Source organism: Marivirga sp. (assembly GCF_051117495.1).
GTDB lineage: Bacteria > Bacteroidota > Bacteroidia > Cytophagales > Cyclobacteriaceae > Marivirga.
Window position 1 is genome coordinate 14302 of sequence record NZ_JBNPEF010000010.1, and the last position, 21529, is coordinate 35830.

Annotated in this window: 16 protein-coding genes and 1 tRNA gene; 8 read left to right on the top strand and 9 right to left on the bottom strand. The window is 35.7% G+C overall.

Annotation, left to right across the window (positions count from 1 at the left end; translation table 11 throughout):
• The first annotated feature begins 76 nt into the window (after window positions 1–76).
• Entirely contained in the window at window positions 77–298 is a 222-nt protein-coding gene (locus ACFE0M_RS06140) for a DUF2795 domain-containing protein (RefSeq protein WP_013454973.1), read from the top strand.
• Window positions 299–316: 18 nt separating this feature from the next.
• On the opposite strand, the gene ACFE0M_RS06145 is transcribed toward ACFE0M_RS06140, so the two are convergent.
• Complete coding sequence (locus tag ACFE0M_RS06145; RefSeq protein WP_434544870.1) at window positions 317–985, bottom strand: 2-C-methyl-D-erythritol 4-phosphate cytidylyltransferase; 669 nt, start codon at window positions 983–985, stop codon at window positions 317–319.
• A gap of 76 nt (window positions 986–1061) precedes the next feature.
• Window positions 1062–3149, bottom strand: a complete 2088-nt coding sequence (locus ACFE0M_RS06150; RefSeq protein ID WP_434544871.1) for an OmpA family protein — start codon at window positions 3147–3149, stop codon at window positions 1062–1064.
• A gap of 321 nt (window positions 3150–3470) precedes the next feature.
• Here ACFE0M_RS06150 and yihA point away from each other — a divergent pair, with 321 nt between their 5' ends.
• From yihA to ACFE0M_RS06170, 4 genes are all read left to right on the top strand, one after another.
• Window positions 3471–4082, top strand: coding sequence for a ribosome biogenesis GTP-binding protein YihA/YsxC (yihA, locus tag ACFE0M_RS06155; protein ID WP_434544872.1), 612 nt, complete (start codon window positions 3471–3473; stop codon window positions 4080–4082).
• Window positions 4083–4178: 96 nt separating this feature from the next.
• Window positions 4179–5330, top strand: a complete 1152-nt coding sequence (locus ACFE0M_RS06160; protein ID WP_434544873.1) for a methionine aminotransferase — start codon at window positions 4179–4181, stop codon at window positions 5328–5330.
• Window positions 5318–6112, top strand: a complete 795-nt coding sequence (locus tag ACFE0M_RS06165) for an amidohydrolase (RefSeq protein ID WP_434544874.1) — start codon at window positions 5318–5320, stop codon at window positions 6110–6112. Before ACFE0M_RS06160 ends, ACFE0M_RS06165 begins: the two co-directional genes overlap by 13 nt.
• Window positions 6113–6300: 188 nt before the next feature.
• Window positions 6301–6864: a hypothetical protein gene (locus ACFE0M_RS06170; RefSeq protein WP_434544875.1), complete on the top strand. Its 564-nt coding sequence runs from the start codon at window positions 6301–6303 to the stop codon at window positions 6862–6864.
• A 61-nt stretch (window positions 6865–6925) separates the two neighbouring features.
• On the opposite strand, the gene ACFE0M_RS06175 is transcribed toward ACFE0M_RS06170, so the two are convergent.
• Complete coding sequence (locus ACFE0M_RS06175; RefSeq protein ID WP_434544876.1) at window positions 6926–9106, bottom strand: FG-GAP-like repeat-containing protein; 2181 nt, start codon at window positions 9104–9106, stop codon at window positions 6926–6928.
• Between the two features lie 89 nt (window positions 9107–9195).
• Between ACFE0M_RS06175 and ACFE0M_RS06180 the strand changes: the two genes are divergently transcribed.
• On the top strand, window positions 9196–10506 hold the full coding sequence (locus tag ACFE0M_RS06180; protein WP_434544877.1) for a UDP-N-acetylmuramoyl-tripeptide--D-alanyl-D-alanine ligase: 1311 nt from the start codon (window positions 9196–9198) through the stop codon (window positions 10504–10506).
• A 224-nt stretch (window positions 10507–10730) separates the two neighbouring features.
• Here the strand turns inward: ACFE0M_RS06180 and ACFE0M_RS06185 are convergent, their stop codons facing one another.
• A complete protein-coding gene (locus tag ACFE0M_RS06185; RefSeq protein WP_434544878.1) occupies window positions 10731–11792 on the bottom strand; it encodes a WD40/YVTN/BNR-like repeat-containing protein in 1062 nt (353 codons plus the stop codon).
• Window positions 11767–14256 (bottom strand): hypothetical protein, encoded by a 2490-nt coding sequence (locus tag ACFE0M_RS06190; protein WP_434544879.1) that lies wholly within the window; start codon window positions 14254–14256, stop codon window positions 11767–11769. Before ACFE0M_RS06190 ends, ACFE0M_RS06185 begins: the two co-directional genes overlap by 26 nt.
• A 225-nt stretch (window positions 14257–14481) precedes the next feature.
• Between ACFE0M_RS06190 and ACFE0M_RS06195 the strand changes: the two genes are divergently transcribed.
• Window positions 14482–14559: transfer RNA gene (locus tag ACFE0M_RS06195), tRNA-Val, on the top strand.
• Between the two features lie 146 nt (window positions 14560–14705).
• Entirely contained in the window at window positions 14706–15407 is a 702-nt protein-coding gene (locus ACFE0M_RS06200; RefSeq protein WP_434544880.1) for a 3'-5' exonuclease, read from the top strand.
• A 60-nt stretch (window positions 15408–15467) separates the two neighbouring features.
• Here ACFE0M_RS06200 and ACFE0M_RS06205 read toward each other — a convergent pair whose 3' ends face one another.
• From ACFE0M_RS06205 to thrA, 4 genes are all read right to left on the bottom strand, one after another.
• The gene (locus ACFE0M_RS06205) at window positions 15468–16247 is read right to left on the bottom strand and encodes a hypothetical protein (protein ID WP_434544881.1); all 780 of its coding nucleotides are present in this window, start codon (window positions 16245–16247) and stop codon (window positions 15468–15470) included.
• Window positions 16248–16367: 120 nt separating this feature from the next.
• Window positions 16368–17645: a threonine synthase gene (gene thrC / locus ACFE0M_RS06210; RefSeq protein ID WP_434544882.1), complete on the bottom strand. Its 1278-nt coding sequence runs from the start codon at window positions 17643–17645 to the stop codon at window positions 16368–16370.
• Entirely contained in the window at window positions 17642–18574 is a 933-nt protein-coding gene (locus ACFE0M_RS06215) for a homoserine kinase (protein WP_434544883.1), read from the bottom strand. Before ACFE0M_RS06215 ends, thrC begins: the two co-directional genes overlap by 4 nt.
• A gap of 432 nt (window positions 18575–19006) precedes the next feature.
• Window positions 19007–21463 carry a bifunctional aspartate kinase/homoserine dehydrogenase I gene (thrA, locus tag ACFE0M_RS06220; RefSeq protein WP_434544884.1) on the bottom strand — a complete coding sequence of 819 codons (2457 nt, stop codon included), beginning with the start codon at window positions 21461–21463 and terminating at the stop codon, window positions 19007–19009.
• Window positions 21464–21529: the final 66 nt, after the last annotated feature.

Genomic DNA, 21529 nt, shown 5'->3' on the forward strand with positions numbered 1-21529 from the left:
TAAAGTCATAAGCAATTAAAGCTTTGATTTATAAATTTTTATCATACTTTTGCGCATCAAAAAAATACGGTATAATATGTATTGGACATTAGAATTAGCTTCATACTTAGAAGATGCTCCGTGGCCAGCCACGAAAGACGAATTAATCGATTTTGGAATTCGTTCTGGAGCTCCATTGGAGGTAGTGGAAAACTTACAAGAATTAGAGGATGACGGTCAGCCTTATGAAAACATAGAGGAGATTTGGCCTGATTATCCATCCAAAGAAGATTTCTTCTTTAATGAAGATGAATATTAGCAAGGTAAGCTTATAAGCTTACTTTGCCTTTAATAAGGCTTCAGCAATAACCATATCTTCTGGGGTGGTTATTTTAATATTTTGATAATCGCCCTCAATTAGTGTGATATCCTGCCCATAAGCTTCTACAACTGAAGCATCATCCGTAAATGTGGGCTTAAAAGATACATTATAGGCAGATTTCAAAAGTTCCACATTAAAAGTCTGAGGAGTTTGCACCATTCTTAGAGAAGCCCTATCAATATTTTTACTTATACCATTTTCATTCACTTGACGCACAGAATCTTTCATAGGTACAGTGGTAACCACCGCCTTTTTCTCCATTGCTAGGCGAAATGATTGATTAATGGTATTGGCAGAAATAAATGGCCTCACACCGTCATGCACTGCTACTACCCCTTCATTAGCATGCTCTAAAGCATTTTTAACAGAATGAAATCGAGTTTCTCCTCCAGCTACTACTTTATGTTCTATGTAATTCTGATGCCAAATATTCAATTCATCCCAAAATTGAATCTCTTCTTGCGGAAGTGTAATAATGAGCTCAATTTCAGGATCAGCAGAATAAAAAGCTTGCAAAGTATGAATCAATATTGGTGTACCTCCTAGCTTCAAAAATTGTTTAGGCAGACTTTCTCCCATTCTTTTCCCTGTTCCTCCTGCTACTATGATGGCATACTTTTTCACTTAATTTTATTTATTTTTTATAAAACAAAAAAGGGATGCCGAACATCCCTATTTATTATCAAAAATTATTTATTCTTTATTCTTTCACAATAAATTCTACCCTTCTGTTTATCTCTCTACCCATCACCTCATCATCATTGCTCACAATAGGCCTCTCTTCACCATAACCAACTGCATTTAATCTTCTTCTATCGATACCTTTTCCTGTAAGATACTCAACCACCTTATTGGCTCTTAATTGAGATAATTTTTTGTTGACAGCGTTTGAACCGATATTATCAGTATGTCCTGCTATTTCGACATTTACACCAGGATTGGCTTCCATAAAGCTGACCATTTTATTTAATTCTTCGTAAGACTCTGAGGTGAAAGTAGCCTTTCCGAATTCAAAGAATATATTTCTTAGCGTTTTGGAGGTTCCTACTTCCGGTTTACTTAAACTTAAGGTTTGTCGAATAGTTTGTTCCTCTCCTTTAGAGGCTGGAACTGTGATTCTTTTATTAGCGAATATATAACCTGGTTTGTTGGCTGAAAGCATGAAGTCTGTAGCCTGCTCTCTAATGACCACATAAGTGTAGATTCCATTTTCTTTGCTTTCCGCAGGCACGGTAATATTATCCGCTTGTCCTTTTAATTTAACGTTGGCATCTATTGTCTGATTACTTTTAGCATCTACCACTCTTACCAATAGCTTTACAGGTGCGCCCGTGTCAATTTCTTCATCTTCTTGGGATTCTTTTACTTCAACACTATCAACTTTCTTTTCTGACTTTTCTGCGTCTTCGTAAACACTGGCTTCTTTGCTTGCAATTTTTTTACTTGAATCATCACCACTACCTCCAATCGTCACTTTGTAAATATCATTATAGCCCATTCCTTCTTCTCGAACAGTTGCGTAATAGCCCGTTTTTCCATCTTTGGTCATCACGAAATAAATATCGTCATCGGGGGTATTCAATGGATATCCCATATTTTCAGGCGTGCTCCACTCGTTACTTGCACTATCATACTCTGATTTGAAAATGTCATAACCGCCCATTCCATCATGTCCTGTGGAACTAAAATAAAGCGTCTTTCCGTCAAACTGAATAAAAGGGCCGTCTTCGTCACCTTCCGTGTTAATAACTTTGCCTAAATTTTTGGAGGCACCCCATTCCCCTTTTCTATTTTTTGTGGAATAATAAATATCAAATCCACCAAACCCACCCGGGCGATTACTGGCAAAGAATAAAGTGTTTCCATCTGCAGATTGGGAAACTGACTTTTCATTATATCCACTGGAATTAATATTATCACTTAAAGAAACTGGTTCAGACCATGTATCTTCAGATAAATTATTGGTATAGTAAATATCACCATTACCTTCATCACTATAAATGTATAAGGTTTTACCATCCGGTGAAAACCCCAAATTAGAGTCATGATATTTTGTATTGACTACAGGACCTATATTCTCGGCCGGCTGCCATTTTCCGCCTGATTTTTTTGATATGAATATATCCTCGTAAAAGAAATTATCCTCAAAAACATTTTCGTTTAGGTTTCCTTGATCTGGTCCCCTTCTGGAAGTAAAGATCATCACCGTTTCATCGGCATTAACCACAGGCGCGTAATCCCATAATTCAGAATTGATAGCGGTACCAACATTGGTAATAGAGTAATTGACAGGGTCAGCCATTAAGTTTTTTCCGGTAATACATTCTTCAATCCTTCTTTCTACAAAAGACATAGGAGTTTTATCTGAACCACTGTAACCCGTATTATTTTCTAATTTTTGTTTGTATTTTCTATAATATTCAAGCGCATTATCAAATTCATATCCATATTGATATCCTTGACCAATTTTGTAAAGCATATCAAATTTATAATCAGAATCTAATTGATAGGCACGTAATAAATATTGAGTTGCTTTCGCTTTGTCGGTGATCTGTAAATAAGTAGCACCTGCTTGATAATTAGCTTCTACATTATTAGGGTCTGTTTCAGCAGCTAATTTATACATCTCCACTGCTTGATTTAAAGCTTTTGTTTCCTTTAAAATCTCTACAGCTGTTTCCATGTAAGTCTGAGCTAATTCTTCAGGACTCGGTTGTTGAGCCTTTACTTGCGAAGCAAATAAAAGAGATAATAAGAAGACAGCAAAGAATCTAAATTTATATATCATCGTATTCTTTAATTCGGTAAATTATAGCGAGTTAGGTCGCTTCACTAAAATAATCACTTAAATTAAGCTACTTTTTATGTTATATCAAAAAAAGTTGGCTAAACTTCCTGTTTTTATTCAATATTTTTACGAGATGAAGTGCTAAATATAAAAATGTTATCCCATTTTTTTAAAATATTGTCCTTTTTTATCTCAAAAATTTCAAGCTTACTTAAATTATATATTTCTCTGAAAACATACCTAGGCGCGATAATTTTCTAAATCTAACAATTCTTTGCTAAAAATCGACCCTAAGCCATCAAAAGCCTTTATATTTGCAAAATGAAGCGAATCAAAAATGCAGAATTTATCATTAGCAATACGGATTACAAAAAAAGTCCGGAAACCGACCTACCCGAATATGCATTTATAGGTCGCTCCAATGTTGGTAAATCATCTTTGATTAATATGCTAACGGATAGAAAAAGCTTGGCCAAAACCTCTTCTAAACCGGGTAAAACGCAACTGATCAATCATTTTTTAATGGATGAAAAATGGTATTTAGTGGATTTGCCGGGTTATGGTTATGCCAAAGTGAGCAAAAAAACCAATGAAAATTGGGGTAAAATGATTAGTGATTACCTCATCAACAGAGAAAATTTAGTCTGTATTTTTGTATTGATTGATTCTCGTCTTCCTCCGCAAAAAGCGGACGTAGAGTTTTTGGATTTTATAGGTAAGCATGGATTACCATTGTCTTTAATATTCACTAAGGCTGATAAACAATCCTTTAATAAAACTCAAAAGAATATATCGGTCTTTAAAAAGAATATGTTGAGCACTTGGGAAGATTTTCCACCCTATTTCATCAGTTCGGCCGAAAAACAAACAGGTAAAGAAGAAATTTTAGGGATTATTGACCAAATGAACCAAGCTTGGGAAGAGCAAAAGTGATTTTTCACAAACTTTTACTGAATTCACAATAGCTAAGTAGATAGCAATTAATTTAGGATTGTAGGGCTTTATTTTTAAATTTCAAAAAAATTAAATATGTCCATTAAAATACAATCAAAACTTCCGAAAGTAGGAACTACCATATTCACTGTCATGTCTCAAATGGCAATGGAGCATAATGCCATCAATCTCTCGCAGGGATTTCCAGATTTTCCCGTATCTGAAAAACTCATTGATTTGGTTTATCAAAATATGCAAATCGGGCATAACCAGTATGCTCCTATGCCCGGACTTCCTCAACTGAGGGAAGCGATTGCTCATAAAATCAGACACACAGGAGGGATAAAAGTAAATATAGATGCTGAAATTACGGTTACGGCCGGGGCTACAGAAGCTATTTTTTCTAGTGTTCTAGCCACAGTTCAACAAGGTGAGGAAGTGATAGTTTTGGAACCCGCTTATGATTGCTACATCCCCGCTATCGAAATGGCAGGGGGTAAAGCAATCCCTATTGGTTTAAATTTACCAGACTTTTCTCCTGATTGGCAAAAGGTGAAAGCTCATATCACTGATAAAACCCGAATGATTATGATTAATTATCCTCATAATCCTTCAGGGGCAATATTGACGGAAAACGATATTAAGGAATTAAAAGAAATTCTGGAAGAAAATCCTCAAATCATCATCTTAAGCGATGAGGTTTATGAACATATTATATTCGATGGCAAAACTCATTTGAGCGTTCTAAAAGATGAATTTTTGGCCAGCAGAAGTATAGCTGTCTCCTCTTTTGGAAAAACATTTCATGCCACAGGATGGAAAATAGGATATGTGGTAGCTCCTGAAGGAATTATGAAAGAAATCAGAAAAGTACATCAATACAATTGTTTCTCTGTGCATACCCCAAGCCAGTATGCCATGGCTGAGTATTTACAAGATGAGCAAAATTATTTGGGGGTAAGTGCAATGTATGAAAGTAAAAGAAGCTTTTTTCAAAATGCCTTCAAAGATTCAAAATTCAAGGTAATTCCATCTTACGGAACCTATTTTCAAGTATTGGATTACAGTGAAGTTTCGGATATGGGTGACATGGAATTTGCCCAATATCTAATTAAAGAAAAAGGAGTGGCTTCTATACCCGTTTCTGCTTTTTATTCCAATAAAGAGGATCATAAACTGTTAAGGTTTTGTTTTGCCAAAGGAGAAGAAACATTACAAAAAGCCTCAGAAATATTATGCAAGATTTAAAAGTAACCCTCATACAAACACCCTTGTATTGGCAGGATAAACAAGCCAATATTTCCATGTTGGAAGAAAAGATGTGGGAGATTGAAGAAGATACCGATTTAATTGTGCTACCAGAAATGTTCAATACAGGATTCAGTATGGAAGCTGAAAAGATGGGCGAGCCTATGAACTTGCATACTTTCAAATGGATGAAACAAATGGCCAGTCAAAAAAAGGCGGTAGTAACGGGTTCCTACATCGTAAATGACAATGGAAGTTATTACAATCGATTAATCTGGATGCAACCCGATGGTGAATATCAAATTTATGATAAAAGGCATCTATTTAGAATGGCAAATGAAGATCAGCACTATTCTCCCGGACAAAAAGAATTGATAGTAGAATTAAAAGGGTGGAAGATTAAGCCTTTGGTTTGTTATGATTTGAGATTCCCTGTTTGGAGTCGGAACAAATCCAATGAGCAGAATGAATTAGAATATGATTTAATCCTATTTGTGGCCAATTGGCCAGCTGTTCGAGTGAATGCTTGGGATACGTTACTGCAAGCCCGAGCCATAGAAAATGTGAGCTATTGCTTAGGGGTAAATAGAGTTGGCGATGACGGAAACGGCATTCCGCATAATGGTCACTCCGCCATTTACGGTCCAAAAGGCAATGCCATTTATTTTGCTGATGATAGAGAAGAGATTAAAACAGTATCTTTATCTGGTAAAGATTTATTGAGATTTAGAGAAAAGTTTCCTGCACAGTTAGATGCTGATGAGTTTGAGATTCATAATTAGTAATTATACCATTAATAATTACTGAAATGAGAAAAAAGTGGAGCCATAAATTTAATGCTTTATCAATAAATAGTTCAAAAACCAAATAAATGACCAACTAAATATTAAATAATTCTAATCTAAAAGTTTTTAATTTCTTGATAAGTACATTAGTTTTGATTTTTAATCAAATATTTAAAATTACAATTATGAAAAAATTATTACTTATTGCCTTAATGGCCGTTTCAATCAATTTTGTGAATGCACAAGATTACAAGCCTTTCCAACTTTATTCTGGTATAGGTTATGCAATCCCTTCTGGTGGTGGTGGAATATTATTTGATATTGAGCCTGCCTATAGAATAAATGACGATATTTCGGTAGGATTAAGATGGGAAGTAGCCGCTATGGCAAGAATTGTTGGAGACCAAGAAGCTAGTCTTTCAGGAACATCCTCTTATACCCTTAATGGTAAATATTATTTAGGAAATAGCAGTTTCAGACCTTATGTTGGTGCTGGATTAGGAGCTTTTAGTTTGGCATCTGTTTCAGTAAGTGGTGCTGGTGCTGGTGCTGGCGCAGGAACTAAAATTGGATTTTATCCTAGAATCGGATTTGACTGGGGACATTTTAACATTAATATAGATTATAATTTCATTCCTTCATCTGAGGTTGAAGGAGTTGATGACCAAGGAAATGCAACAACATTCGATGTAGCTAACAGCTACTTAGGAATTAGAATTGGTGCATTCTTATTCGGTGGAAAGAAGTAATTTCAATATTATTTATAGAAAGCGGTGGTTCTGAAAACTTCCGCTTTTTTTTGAATGAGTTTTAATACAAAATCACTTTCCGACTCACTTGTTTCCCATTCTCAAAAATAGCACTAATAATATAAATCCCGCCTTCAAGTGCTGAAAGTTCAATGGCTTGATTCGAAAAAGCTTGATACGGTTGTACTTCAAGTACTTTTTGCCCGTTTAAAGTTGAAATGGATACTTCGATGTTTTGATTGGTTTTAATATAGAGTTGTCTGCTTTTGTTAGGATTAGGATATACTTGAAAAACCAACTCTTCCCCACTTTGAACCGGTAATTCTTCGCTATTTCTGAAAATCCTAATCCCTCCGGAAACGGTTCCTAAAACCAAAGCTGGATAATCATCATTGAAAAGCGGAGCAAATACCAAATTATTTCGCTTACCAAAATACGAATCATCAAAACTTTGTTCCAATGAATTATAGATGTTTAGGGAGTCAAATTTACCTTCATTATTTTCCAAATCAGAAAATACTCTGATATTCCCACTTAAGTCTGAGGTGATTAAATCTGCTTGGTTATCATTATCAACATCTCCCGCATGAACCCTTAAGGCAGAACGGAAGAAATCATCCCCTATGCCTAAAAATGCATCATTCTCCATTTGAAATTGTGGACTTCTGCCCGATCCAATATTTTCATACAAAATTAAACCTCCAGAGGATTTTCCTACTAGCAAATCAGGATGACTATCGCCCGCTACATCAGCAAAATGCACCGTAAAACCGAAACCAATAAATACATCCTCCACTGAAATTGTGGAATTCAAATCCAGTCCTGTTTCCGCCTGAAAAATGATACGCAATTGATTGCTATTTTGAAGAGTTCCCTGTAAAATCAAATCCTTCTGACCATCTAAATCAACATCGGCCCATTGGATAAACATATTGGCTAATCCTTGCTCCGATAAGTTGAGATAATCGTCTGCAATCAGTTCAAAAACGGGATTTTGAGAAGTTCCAGTGTTTTCGTATAGTGCAATAGCACTGAATAATTCCTCGTCCTCATTTAAATCCGTATAGGAAAGAAATAAATCTAAATCACCATCTTGATCATAATCATAAAAAGCCGGACTTACTTGAGCTCCCCAATCGATCATATCTTCCTGCAAAAATTCTTTGGTGATTAACTCATACTCATTTCCAGATTTTCGATAGAGCCAATTTGAAGATGAAAAATCAATCGGACTTCCCAAATTAGCTTCAATATTTGGGCTAATAATCAATTCCTCTTGAGCATCATCCAAAATATCCATAACCATGGTATTAGGATAAAAATTGAATTGCGCTGGATTGGTTTGATTGGGGAAATCAGATGTAAAGCTATCAAAATCAGGTGTTTGATCATCTGAAGCCATATTATTGAAATAATAAAGTTCTCGGCACTCTTCATGACTGGAAACCAACTCCAATTTTCCATCTTCTTTAAAATCAAAGATAGCCAGACTCTTCCCTCCAGCATGGCGGGCATTGCTCATCATTCTTCCAAAAACATCCTGACAATCCTGGCCATTAAAGGCAAAAACCCCGCAATCACAATCCTCCACTGTTCCCCAATAATTATCCACCAATTTATAAGGAGTTAAATCAGGATTTCCGCCATTATCAGCACTTTTATTTTCGTAAAAAAGAATTCGGCTTTGTATGCCTGAGAAATTAAAATTCAAAATATCTATATCGCCATCATTATCAATATCTCCTATATATGGATAGTCATTAAAATTTACTTGCAGATTTACTTCATTTCCCGAAAAGCTTTCATAACTAATAAAGTTGAGCACTCTTTCCCATTGAATCAAATTTCCCGTACTTACATTTCGATAAGCCGTAATTCCCAAATTTCCAGCGGTAAAAAGGTCCATTTTACCATCTCCATCATAATCCTTTAAAATAAAAAAATTTTGGATTTCAGATGGGAAAAATTTTTCATACCGGGGAGCATATTCGTACACATTCCCATTTTTCAGGAAACACAAAATTCTTCCAGAACTTCTATCAAAGCCTGCCAAATCAAGTATTCCATCATTATTTAAATCTATTTTTCCGTACTGAACCCCATTTAAGCCTCCAACCCACGGAAAAACTTTATCGTTCTCATTTGGATGAACTATTGGAGTATCCTGAAAGGGCACAAAGCGATATTGGGCAAAGCCCGAATATGATAAACCGAAAAGAAGAATAAACAGCAGAATTCGCATCTCACAAATTTAACGCACTTTATATTTTTTCTATTATAAACAATTAGAAGCTTTTACAATTTTATAGATTTGTATAAACCTATTGAACGATGACTCAAATAGAAAAGCTGTACGATATATATTTAAAGAGCACTGGTGTTTGCTCAGACACCCGCGCACTTGAGGAAGGAAATCTTTTTTTTGCCTTGAAAGGCCCCAACTTTAATGGCAATGAATTTGCTGAAAAAGCGCTGAAAGAAGGCGCATTGGCAGTGGTAGTGGATGAAAACGCCTATCATACTGATGATGAAAAAAATATATTGGTGGATGATGCGCTAAAAACACTACAACTTTTGGCTACTCATCACCGCGAACAACTAAATATCCCCATCATTGGCATCACAGGCTCAAATGGAAAAACGACCAGTAAAGAACTCATTCATGCCGTTTTAGAAAAAAAATACAATGTTTTTGCTACAGAAGGTAATTTAAACAATCATATAGGAGTGCCTTTGAGCTTGCTTTCTATTAAAAATGACCATGAAATCGCTATCATTGAAATGGGGGCCAATCATGTGGGGGAGATTGCCTCTTATTGTAAAATGGCCCAGCCAACACATGGGTTAATTACTAATATTGGTAAAGCTCATATAGGAGAATTCGGAGGCTTTGAAAATATCATCATCGGAAAAAGCGAGCTATTTGATTTTTTGAAGAAAAATGATGGTATTCCTTTTATCAATACACAAGATACTGTATTAAAAAACATGCAAAAACGTTTTTCCAATGCAGTTACTTTTCCGAATGAGGGGGATGATTTGGAATTAAGACCAGAAAAAGGAACGGCTTTTTTAAGGTATTCAACTGAAGGATTTAGTCATATAGACACTAATTTAGTGGGGCAATTTAATTACCTCAATGTAGCTTCAGCATTATGTATAGGTAAATTTTTCAAGGTTTCGATGGAAAAAGCCATTGAAGCTACACAAGAATATATGCCTGAAAATATGCGCTCGCAGATGATAAAAACAGATAACTACACCATTTTATTAGATGCCTATAATGCTAATCCTGATTCCATGGAATTAGCCATTAAAAGTTTGGGAGCCATAGAAAATACGGAATCCGTGGTGATTTTAGGAGATATGTTTGAGTTAGGAGAATCATCCGAATTGGAACATGAAAAGCTGGGCGAATTAGCTGTTGACTTAGGAATTAGTAAAAGATATTATTGCGGAAAGCTCATAAAATCAGCTTCCAAACTAGACACTTTTGGAAAGTATTTTGAAACCAAGGATGAGCTTATTGAGCATCTAAAAAACAAACCATTGAAAAAAGGAAGTACAATTCTCATAAAAGGCTCCAGAAAAAATGCTTTGGAGGAAATTGTTCCTTTTCTGGTGAAGTTGGAGGGGAAGTAGAATTTATTGAAACTTCGTTTCAATAAGTCAAGATACCTGCCTTCGCAGGTATGACGCACGGATTGAGATTTCCATAAAATCTGAAATCTCAGTTGTTTAAAAAGAATTAGACTCTAATTAACTTCAATATTTGATTAGAACGTCATCCTCGCGAAGGCGGGGATCTATTGATTTTAACCAAAGGTTAAAATATACAATCAGCTAAGCCGAAAACACATCAATTTCTATTCCAACTCCACCTTAAACATTTTACCATTCCTACCCGCCATTAAAGCGGTTCGACTATCAATAAAAGTGGCAGTCCAAATATCTTCTTCGCTTACAATTTGCCACTTCTCTTGGTCTCCCAACCAAATTTCTGCTCCTTTTGGACCGCAAACTAATACGAATTCATTTTCTAAATATGTGGTGACTGCCAAGCCATAAAACGAACCTTGCGTTTGGTGCGCTGGTAGCGCTTTCCAATTTTCTCCATTATCATACGAATAATAAACATTCTCCAGTATTGAATCAGAAATCCCCAAATCACCACCTGTAATCCATAATTTATTTGCAGATTTCTTGATAGCGGTTAAACCTGCGAATTCTCCTGTCATCATGGGGGTATTTTTCACTTCCCAACTTCTTCCGTAATCGGCTGTATAGAAAACCCTGGCACTGCCATTGGCTCCGGTTGCTATCCATGCTTTGCCTTCTTCGCCCATTAAAATATTGCTTCCACTGGAGGCAAATCCTCCTTCCCCTTCATTCGATTTTGGTGCAGTTGGGATTCTTCTCCAGCTTCTGCCGAAATCGGTGGTTTTTAATATGTAGGCTAAAGAGTCGATGGCATCTCCATAAACCAGACCTTGCCCATTTTCCCAAAATTGTAAGGCATCAATAAATCCCTGCTTATGATTCATCTGGAAAACTTTTTTCCAACCTGATTCTTCATGAAAATAAAAGAGTTGACTCAACTTACCTTCTCCAGCACTTAATACTATGGCTTCTTTGTCACTAATCGGATGAACATCTCTGAATTGCAAACTATCTATATTTGGGTAGGTAAATATTTTCCAGTCTTTCCCTGCATTGGTGCTTTTCATTAAAGTGGAATAGGTTCCACTTGCCCAAACAATAGAATCATTAAAAGCTTGTAAGCCAATAATCAGCGCATCTGTTTTGGTGTCCAATTCTGTAATAATAGGATTAACTTTCTTATTTCCACAAGACGCTATAAAAATTAATCCAAGGATCAATACACCATAATTAAATATTCTTCTACCAATCAAAATATTCTTCTTCATTTAACTCAGTTTCTTTTTTCTCTTCTTCAGGGAGTTTTTCTCCTCTGATGATTTTCTTTAAAGTTTTACCTTCTTCTCTTATTCTTTCAGCCACAGATTGCAAGGAGCGTTTTTTATCCCAGCTCACTTCAAAATCGTCCGTTGTGCCTATAATCTTAAGATAGAGATTGGAGTATTCACCACTTTCTTCAATGGCACCAAAGGCTTCATCGCTATCCTGCTTTTTATAGTTTTTTAAAGGTACTAATAATCTGTAATTAATTTCCTGATTAAACGTATGAGTGCCTTGCAATAAAATATTGGACACATTGGACTGAATGGACATTTCAGGTAAATAAATTACTTTATTCCTGATTTCGATGGTATTGCTCAATTCACCAAAATTCAAATGTGTAAGCTCATCTTCCCTCACATAATCTGACAAGCTCAACATAGGCTCAAAATCATTTAGTTCTCCATTTTCTATCTTGGCATCAATGGTGGCAGTAAAAGCATCTGATTGGAAATTCAACTTTTCATCCAGCAAAATAAATGCATCCACATCAGCATCTATTTTTCCTTTTAAGTGGCGATCGGTAAGAAAATCCTGCTGAAAATTTTCAAAAGTGTAAAAAATGCTATCAATATTCAGTCCTTTGAAATTAGCTTGTGTATTAATGCGAATTTTATTTTCCTGTTTAGCATTCACATTTCCACTCAAGGTCATTTTCCCTCCCCCACTTTCTAAAGCTAGTCGAGGTGCCTCCAAAATTTGATTGGCCAATTTAATCTTACCCGAAATATTTTGAGCTCGAAATCGCTTAAACTCCAATTTTGAGATATGGGAGGTCAAATCCAGCTTTAACTTGGGGCTCAAAGCAAATTTGAAAGACTCTTCCTGCTTTTCTATGGTATTTTCGGCAGTTGATAAGCCAGACAACAATTCATTGAGATTGATATTATCACTTATGGTTTCTGCTTCAATTAATAAATATTGATTATCCTTCAAGAAATAAGGGATGATATTGAGAAAAAAGCCACTCAATTCAATATCCGAATCACCTATCTTACCTTGTAAATGATTGATGGCAATATCATTTTTATTGAACATCAGTCTGCCATTTACATCTTTAATGGGTAGTGGATAATCCTGATATACTCCACTCAAATTGCTGATCACTATTTCTCCAGAATTATTGATTCTTGAGGCAGTAGAGGCTTGTTTGAAATCATTAAGATAACCAGCTAAACTCAGATTGAAATCAACCAAGCCTTCGAGCTTTGTATATTTCTCGTGATTGGGAAAGAAAGTGAATAAATCTTGAGTAGAGATTTGTCCTTCGGTAGTCAGATTAATGAGATACTTTTCAAAATTCTTAATTCCCAAATCTGCTTTAAAAGGCTTACCTTTCAAACTTCCTCTTAAATCTTTTAGAACCAATTGGGAGGTTCTTAAACTTTGTTGAGCTCCATTATTGAAATTCCCATGAAAACTCAAATTCTCAAATCTAGTATTATATTCAGCTTGGAATAAAGACGCATTCTCGACACTAAAATTAAAAATGATTTTCGGGCTTTCTTTGGCAGTAAGCTTACCAATTAAAGTGCCTTCAAATTTTGCATTTCCCTTACTTTCATATTCCGCCAATTGCTTTCGGTAATTTTCGGGCAATAAAGAAATTAAGGTAGTAAAATCTGATTCCACACCCTGAACTTGAATATCCATATAGCTATTAATGATTTCATAATCACCTGATATTTGAAATTCATTTCCCGACAAAAGTAATTGGGAAGGCAGAATTTCCACCGTTTCAGCTCCTTGGGTGTAATTCAGTTCTGTCTTCACATTCAAGTTTTTATTTTCAAAATAACTGAATTCCCCGATTTTGATGGCTTTGGAGTTGAGTTTGCCTGTAGCTTTTATATGGTAAACATCTTCCACTTTATTTAAACTAGCCTTTAACTCCTCAGCATATTGCAAATAGGATTGCTTCAGCCCCTCATCTACATAATTAACTTGAACCGCTTGTATTTGAATATTCTTGAGATTGAAATTGACTTCTTGGCCTGAACTTCCTTCCGTACTTTTGATTATATCATAATTTCGCTCACCGGAACGAGTGGTTCTAATGGTGACCTCCCCTCTTTTCAAAATGATCTTTTCAAAGGAGTAATCACCCTTGAGGAAGTCCAATGTATTGAAGGACAAAGCCAATTCTTCCAGCTTAGCCAAGGGTAAACTGCTTCTTTCTATAGATTCCTCGATGAAGACATCTTGAAAGCGTAATGAGATGTTAGGAAAATCCGTCCACCAGTTGATATCAATTTTACCCACCTCGACAGGCGTTTGGATGGATTTATTGATTTCGGATAGAATCTTATCAATTAGTTGATCTTGATTGTAATACAAATAAGCCGACCCACCCGCAAAAAGCAGGATAAAAAATAGAAAAAGGTAAAGAATAAACTTTCTGATGCGCTTCAAAGTATTGTGTTTGATTGATGAACGAAATTTGTGAATAAGGGGTATAAATCCAAATTATTTTTTTAAGGAATATAAACAGTTGATTTTCAGTTTTATAAAGTTACCGTTGAAAAAAAGTTAAATTATTTTATAAAATCAATTTGTAAATATAAAAAGGCGTACTACATTTGCATTCCCAAAAGACAACAAAAGGTTGTCAAAAATTAAAAAAGGGAAAAATTTAATGGGGATATAGCTCAGTTGGTTTAGAGCACCTGCCTTACAAGCAGGGGGTCGTAGGTTCGAATCCTACTATCCCCACCACCTAAAAGGGTTACAAATGAATATTTGTAACCCTTTTTTTTGTATAATTTTTGCATAAAATCAGGGATTAAAACCTATAACCTTCTTCTCTTACATTTTTTTTTATTATCACTATTAGCCTATATTACATACTTAAAATCTCTGTTATGTATTTAATCATAGGAATAATTATCGTCATCCTTATTTTTCTATTTTTACGAAAGTCAAAGAAAAAGAAACAGGATGAAAATTTATTCGGTACAACCAACTCTGAAGCTGAAAAATACTGCTTGATTCTTGATACAGAAACAACAGGCTTAACTAAGGATCGTAATTTAAGAGCAACTAAAGCAAATATTGATAACTTTCCGGGAATTGTAGAAATTGCGTGGGGTGTATATTCAAGAAAAGGAGAAATAATAAGCGAAGGCAACTATATTATAAAGCAAAAATACCCCATTCCTACAGCATCTATTGATATACATGGGATTAGTGACGAGCAATGTCTTAAAGAAGGGGTTGAACTCAATGAGGCATTAATGCATCTTAAACAAGATGCTAAAGGCTGTAAAAGGTTAGTTGGTCATAATATAATGTTTGATAAAAGGGTGGTTGAAGCTGAGTGCATTAGAGAAGGACTAAAAAAGCCTTTCACAGGAATGACCACTTATGACACCATCAAATTGGCACAACAGCATTATAAAACAAGAAAATACTTTAAGTTAGATGAATTATACGAGGAATTATATAATGAAAAAGTCCCTGAGGATATTGGCCGCCACAGGGCTATTTCTGACGTTGTCGTTACATCTGCAATATTTTTTCCTCTAAAGTCGAGTGGCGATACTTTTGATAAGAACCGAAAATAAAGATAAAAAATGCAAATTTTAAAAAATAATTAAACCTTCCTTTAATAATAACAAATAGCATTATTCAGTGGTTGTATCAGCAGCACCTTCTTGATCATTGCTAGTTGATTGTAGTTTGTAATAGACCATCATATAGACAATCATGAATATTGGTGAAATAAATACACCAATTAAAAAATCAAATATGAAAGAAATCTCCATATTTAGTGTAAAGCTATAACCTCCAAACATGTCTTTTATGAAGTAAAGCAAAAGTTGAGCAATAAGACCAAGCCCTAACATACTCAAGACTAATCTAGGTTGACTTCTCACCAACTCTCTACTTTTATTAAAATTATTTGCAACCTCTGGGTTTAATACACTGACCAATGGAGCAAAATTAAATAAATAGAGAAGTACAAGAGCCAGACCACCAAATATCAATCCACATGAAAAAATAACCAAAAGTGATGCCTCCATTGATACAGGTAACAAGATAAAAACAATGGACAACCCCAAAATTAAGGCTAAAGCTATTGAAGTAGTTACAAAACTCCAGAAATAGCTCCATGCTGTCTTATAACATTCTTGAAAATCAGTCTCAAAACCGTGATATCTGTTGTTAATTGCAATTATTAAAGCAATCTGTAATCGGAAGGAAAAATAGAAGGTAATAATACCTATAAGCACTAAAACCGTGGCGTTGATGAAATCATCCGCATTGATCATTTGACTACCGACAGAAAACAAAAGGCCACAAACTGCGCCTAGAAAACTAATGGTTAAAAATAATTTATAATTCGATTTGAATAAATCAATTGCTTCTTCAAGTATTGTAAAGATATTTGACTTTGTGTTCATTTGGCAAATTATTCAATTTTATGAAAATTAAAGCTAATAAAATTATATATAAAGACTGTAATGTTTGGAACCGTTTTACAAGTCAAATATTATCACAAAAATATTAACAGAACTTTAGGATTATCCGACCAAAAACTCCTTAAAAACCTCATAATCAACCTTCATTTTCACGCTTTTCTTTTCTTTCTGCATGAGTTCTTTAGCTCCTTCAGGATAGATGTCATCGCTTGTGATGTTTTTAACTACATCCATGAATTTGCAAGGATGGGCGGTTTCCATTACTATGCCTGTTCCTACTGAGCTTTTCATAAATTCCGTTAAAGCTAAGTAGCCAACTGCTCCATGTGGATCCAATAGATAGTCATTTTCTTTAAATACTTTTTTCATTATTTCCAGAGTTGCTTCATCTGAAAAGGCAAAACCTTTTACTTTTTCTCTGATTTCATCTTCTGAAAATAAATCCATCATCCGCTGGAAATTACTGGGGTTCCCTACGTCCATGGCATTGGAGATAGTTTGAATGGTCGCCTTAGGTTCATATTTACCACTACTCAAAAATCTCGGCACGACATCATTTCTATTGGCTCCAGCTATAAATTGTTTTACGTGCAAACCCATTTTTTGCGCTATCAAGCCAGCTGTCAGGTTTCCGTAATTTCCGCTTGGAACTGCAAAATTCAAGGGAGCATTGCCGAATTTTATAAATGGTGTAAAATAATAGACCATTTGAGGTAGAAAGCGGGCCACATTGATGGAATTGGCAGAACTGATATTGAGTTTTCTCCTTAAATCACCATCCAAAAAAGCTTGCTTGACTAACTGCTGGCAATCATCAAAATCGCCTTCTATTTCCAATGCTTTGACGTTTTTATCGAAAGTGGTCAGTTGCTTTTCCTGGAGTTCACTCACCTTATCTGAGGGGTATAAAATCACCACCTCAATATTTTCCACTTTTGAAAAGGCTGCCGCTACTGCCCCACCGGTATCGCCTGAAGTAGCCACCAAAATAGTGCATTTTTCATCCTTATCTTTGTAAAATTCTTCTAAGCACAAAGCCAAAAAAGTAGCGCCTACATCTTTAAAGGCATAACTTGGCCCATGAAATAACTCAAGCGCATACTTATTCTCTTCAATTTTTTTCACCGGAAAATCAAAGGAAAAGGTTTTTTGAATGACGCCTTTCAATTGGGCGTCATCTAAATCCTCCCCCACAAATGGTCTTAAAACATCAAAAGCGATTTCATGAATGCTTTTACCCTGAATTTTATCAAAATAATCTTTCGATAATTGGGGAATAAACTCAGGCATGTAGAGACCATTATCAGCTGGTAAACCTTCCATTACAGCTTCCCGGAAGCTTTTCCGCAAGGTTTTATTTTTAGTGCTATAATATTTCATTCTGATACGACTTTATATGTTCCTCTTGGATTAATTTTGGATAAATAGATATTGGAATCAATTTCCAAATCCGCATAAAATTGCTTCCAAGCATCCCCGATTTCTTTAGCTTGATCCTCATTTGCACAAAAAGCAAAAATAGAGGGGCCTGAACCGGAAATACTGCAGCCTAATGCTCCATTTTCCATAGCCAAGGATTTAGCCTGAGCAAAGCCAGGAATCAGGTAAGAGCGAATCGGTTCGGCTATTAAATCATTCATGCCCGATCTTATCCACTCGTAATTAGAGGTAGTAAGCCCACTAATTAATGCAGCAATATTTCCCATTTGAGTGATTACATCAGGCAGTGCCATCTCCTTTTTCAAAATCTTCTTGGAATCGGCTGTTTTCACTTCAATTTGGGGATGAGCCACCACTAATCTTAGATCTTTTGGAAAAGGAATATTCAAAACTTCCAATGGATGGTAACTTTTAATAATACAAAATCCTCCCAATAAGGAAGCTGCTACATTATCGGCATGGGCTTTTCCTGAAGTGGCTTTTTCGCCCAACATCGCAAATTCCACTAGTTTGCGTTTTGTAAAAGGCTGATCCAATAATTCATTTAAAGCAAAAACTGTTGCCGCAGCCGTACAGCCACTTGAGCCTAATCCACTCCCAGGTTTCACTGACTTTTCAATTTTTATATTCAAACCTTGTTTTAGGCCCAAATTATTGAGCATCGCTTTTGCTACTATGCCTGCAATATTTTCATCAGGCCCTAAAGGCAAATCAGGGTAATTGGGAATGGGTTGTATTTTGATTTCATCAGAAACCATTAATTCCATCTCCAAATGCTCTCCTACACCTTCTAATGCCAATCCTAAGATATCATATCCAGGGCCGACATTGGCGATTGTAGCAGGAGCAAATATTTTTATTTTTTTCATTTTTATATCTTTTGGTCTATTGTCAGTCTGACTATCGTCTGACCTATTCAACTTTTAGTGATGGTCTGTGAGCCACAGACCATGGGATAGTGAATTTTCTCCAACTCTTGTCTTTACCGGTCAGACGGTTCCAACTGTCAGACCGAAGCAATGCTGATTCCGGTCTGACTATCGTCTGACCTAACTTCTTTAAATTGACAGGCGTATGCTGTGTTCCTTAGCTCATGGTTGTGTCTCCACAACCAGATTGCAGAATGTTGCTTAGCTTTCCTCCATGCATTTGTGAAGACACAAATGCTAGCGGAAAAAGAGAAGCAATATGCCTTAACTTAACAACATTTAGCACACGTCAGCTTTTGTTTTTATCGGTCAGACGCGTAATGCGTTAGACCGACCATGCCAGTTAACCCATTTTGTCATTTGTAAACTGTTTCAGAGTGCATTTGCTATTCTTATGATATCTCCGAAAATACCGGATGCCGTAACAGCCGCTCCTGCTCCTGCACCTTTAATGACCAATGGTTGCTCAGGATATCTTTTTGTGTTGAATAAGACTATATTATCCTTTCCTTCAAGATTGTACAAAGGACTATCAGGCACGATTTTCTCTAAACCAGTATTGGCTTTTCCATTATCAAAAGTCGCTACATATTTCAACTTTTTTCCTTCCGCATTGGCTTCCTCTACTAATTGTTTAAAATGTGCTTCTTCTTGGGCAATAGACTCAAAGAATTTTTCCACATTTTTGGCTTGCATGCATTTTTCAGGAATGAAAGGAATCGTATCAATATCATTCAGTTCCATTTCAAAACCACTTTCCCTGAGCAGAATTAGGATTTTTCGCTTCACATCCACTCCACTTAAATCGATTCTTGGATCGGGCTCGGTGAAACCTTCTTTTTGCGCTTGTTTTACCACCTCCGCAAAGGAATCGCCTTTTCCCGTATAATTATTAAATATGAAATTTAAGCTGCCTGACAGCACTGCTTGTATCCCTAAAACTTCATCTCCGCTTTTAATTAAATCATCCAATGTATTGATTACAGGAAGCCCAGCTCCTACATTGGTTTCGAATCGAAAATGACTTCTGTATCTGAAGGCCAGATTTTTAAGTTTTTTGTAATCTTTAAATTTCCCTGTGCAGGCAATTTTATTGGGTGTGACTACTGAAATACTACTTTCCAAAACACCCGCATAAGTATTAGCTACTATCTCATGAGCAGTATTATCAATGAAAATACTGTTTCTAAGGTTTAACTCCTTCATTTCCTCCAGAAAATCTTCTAAATCCATCTTTTGTCCTTTCTCCATGAGGGTTTCTACTGCATTTTCAAAAGGAATTCCATTCAAGTCAAAGAGCATTTTAAGAGAATTAGCAATGCCACTAATTCTTAAATCAATTTGATTATGCTCTTTCAGGTATTCTGATTGCTGATTTAATTGATCTATCAATGTCTTTCCAACATTACCGGTACCAACTATAAATAAATTCACTCGTTTCGGATCAGACAAAAAGAAGCTTTCATGCAATGTATTGAGTGCTTTTTTGATTTGCTTCTTTTCAATCACAGCAGAAATATTTTTCTCCGAAGAACCTTGTGCGATAGCTTTGATATTGATTCCGTTTTGCCCCAACACACTAAACATTTTACCGCTAAGCCCTATATGGTTTTTCATTTGTGAACTCACTAAGGCCACAATCGCTAAATCAGTTTCAACATAAAGCGGATTGAGCATTTCCTCTTTAAATTCTAATGAAAAAGCATTTTCTATGGCAGACTTTGCTTTTTCCACATCTTCTAAATCGATGGCCACACAAATACTATGTTCCGAAGAAGCCTGAGTAATTAAAATCACACTCACCTTTGCTAGTGCCAAAGCTTCAAACAATCGGTGCGAGAAATAAGGAATTCCCACCATACTGCTTCCAGATAAATTAAAAAGCGCAATATTTTCAATGCAGGAAATCCCTTTTATGGATTGAACATCAGATTCGGGAAACTCATGAATTTTTGTACCCTCTGCTTCTGGCTCAAATGTATTTTTGATATAAATAGGAATTCCTTTTTTGTAAACTGGATGCACTGAAGGCGGATATAATACTTTGGCCCCAAAATGAGTCAGCTCCATAGCCTCCTCATAATCAATTTGAGGGATAGCATAAGCTTGCTTTACATATTTAGGATTGGCGGTCATCATACCGCTTACATCCGTCCAGATTTCCAATTCTGGCGCTTCTAAAGCCGCTGCGAGTAAAGCGGCAGTGTAATCTGAACCTCCTCTACCCAATGTAGTGCTATTGCCATATAAGTCTTTACTTACAAAGCCTGGGCAAACTAAAACTTGTGCTTTCTGATTATGGAAATAAGATTTAATTTTCTCTTCTGTAAGCGCCATATTGACATTGGCTTTACCAAATTCACTATCCGTCAGGATAAATTCTTGTGGATTAATCTGACTGCTTTTCATGCCCTCTTGCAGAAAAAATTCATTAATGATAAGAGCCGATAAAACCTCCCCTGATCCAATAACCTTATCTAATGTCTTATTCGATAATTCTTGAATCAAAAAGACTCCCTTAAGAATATCTTCTATTTCATTAAGGACTAATCTTACTTTAGCCATTATACCACTTTGAGCTTTAGCGCCTAATAAGTCTTGAACTGCTTCGAGGTGGCGATTAATTAATGCATCGAGTTGAGCTTTATAGCTTTCGTCTCCTTTTTCTGCCAACCGACTACATTCATGCAATTGATTGGTGACTCCACTAAATGCTGAGGCCACTATGATCAATTGGTCATTTAGAGATTTCTTAGCCACTATGGCTTTTACTTTTTTTATGTTCTCAGGGCTTCCCAAGGAAGTACCTCCAAATTTTAATACTTTCATTTTTTTATTTTGATTATTGGTTTAATAAAATCAAGTTTTCCAAGGTGCAATGCGGTTTGACGGTTA

Coding starts and splice junctions, on each gene's coding strand:
- ACFE0M_RS06140 (WP_013454973.1), top strand. CDS start 77: ATGTATTGGACATTAGAATTAGCTTCATACTTAGAAGATGCTCCGTGG.
- ACFE0M_RS06150 (WP_434544871.1), bottom strand. CDS start 3,149: ATGATATATAAATTTAGATTCTTTGCTGTCTTCTTATTATCTCTTTTA.
- yihA (WP_434544872.1), top strand. CDS start 3,471: ATGAAGCGAATCAAAAATGCAGAATTTATCATTAGCAATACGGATTAC.
- ACFE0M_RS06160 (WP_434544873.1), top strand. CDS start 4,179: ATGTCCATTAAAATACAATCAAAACTTCCGAAAGTAGGAACTACCATA.
- ACFE0M_RS06165 (WP_434544874.1), top strand. CDS start 5,318: ATGCAAGATTTAAAAGTAACCCTCATACAAACACCCTTGTATTGGCAG.
- ACFE0M_RS06170 (WP_434544875.1), top strand. CDS start 6,301: ATGAAAAAATTATTACTTATTGCCTTAATGGCCGTTTCAATCAATTTT.
- ACFE0M_RS06175 (WP_434544876.1), bottom strand. CDS start 9,106: ATGCGAATTCTGCTGTTTATTCTTCTTTTCGGTTTATCATATTCGGGC.
- ACFE0M_RS06180 (WP_434544877.1), top strand. CDS start 9,196: ATGACTCAAATAGAAAAGCTGTACGATATATATTTAAAGAGCACTGGT.
- ACFE0M_RS06185 (WP_434544878.1), bottom strand. CDS start 11,792: ATGAAGAAGAATATTTTGATTGGTAGAAGAATATTTAATTATGGTGTA.
- ACFE0M_RS06200 (WP_434544880.1), top strand. CDS start 14,706: ATGTATTTAATCATAGGAATAATTATCGTCATCCTTATTTTTCTATTT.
- ACFE0M_RS06205 (WP_434544881.1), bottom strand. CDS start 16,247: ATGAACACAAAGTCAAATATCTTTACAATACTTGAAGAAGCAATTGAT.
- thrC (WP_434544882.1), bottom strand. CDS start 17,645: ATGAAATATTATAGCACTAAAAATAAAACCTTGCGGAAAAGCTTCCGG.
- ACFE0M_RS06215 (WP_434544883.1), bottom strand. CDS start 18,574: ATGAAAAAAATAAAAATATTTGCTCCTGCTACAATCGCCAATGTCGGC.
- thrA (WP_434544884.1), bottom strand. CDS start 21,463: ATGAAAGTATTAAAATTTGGAGGTACTTCCTTGGGAAGCCCTGAGAAC.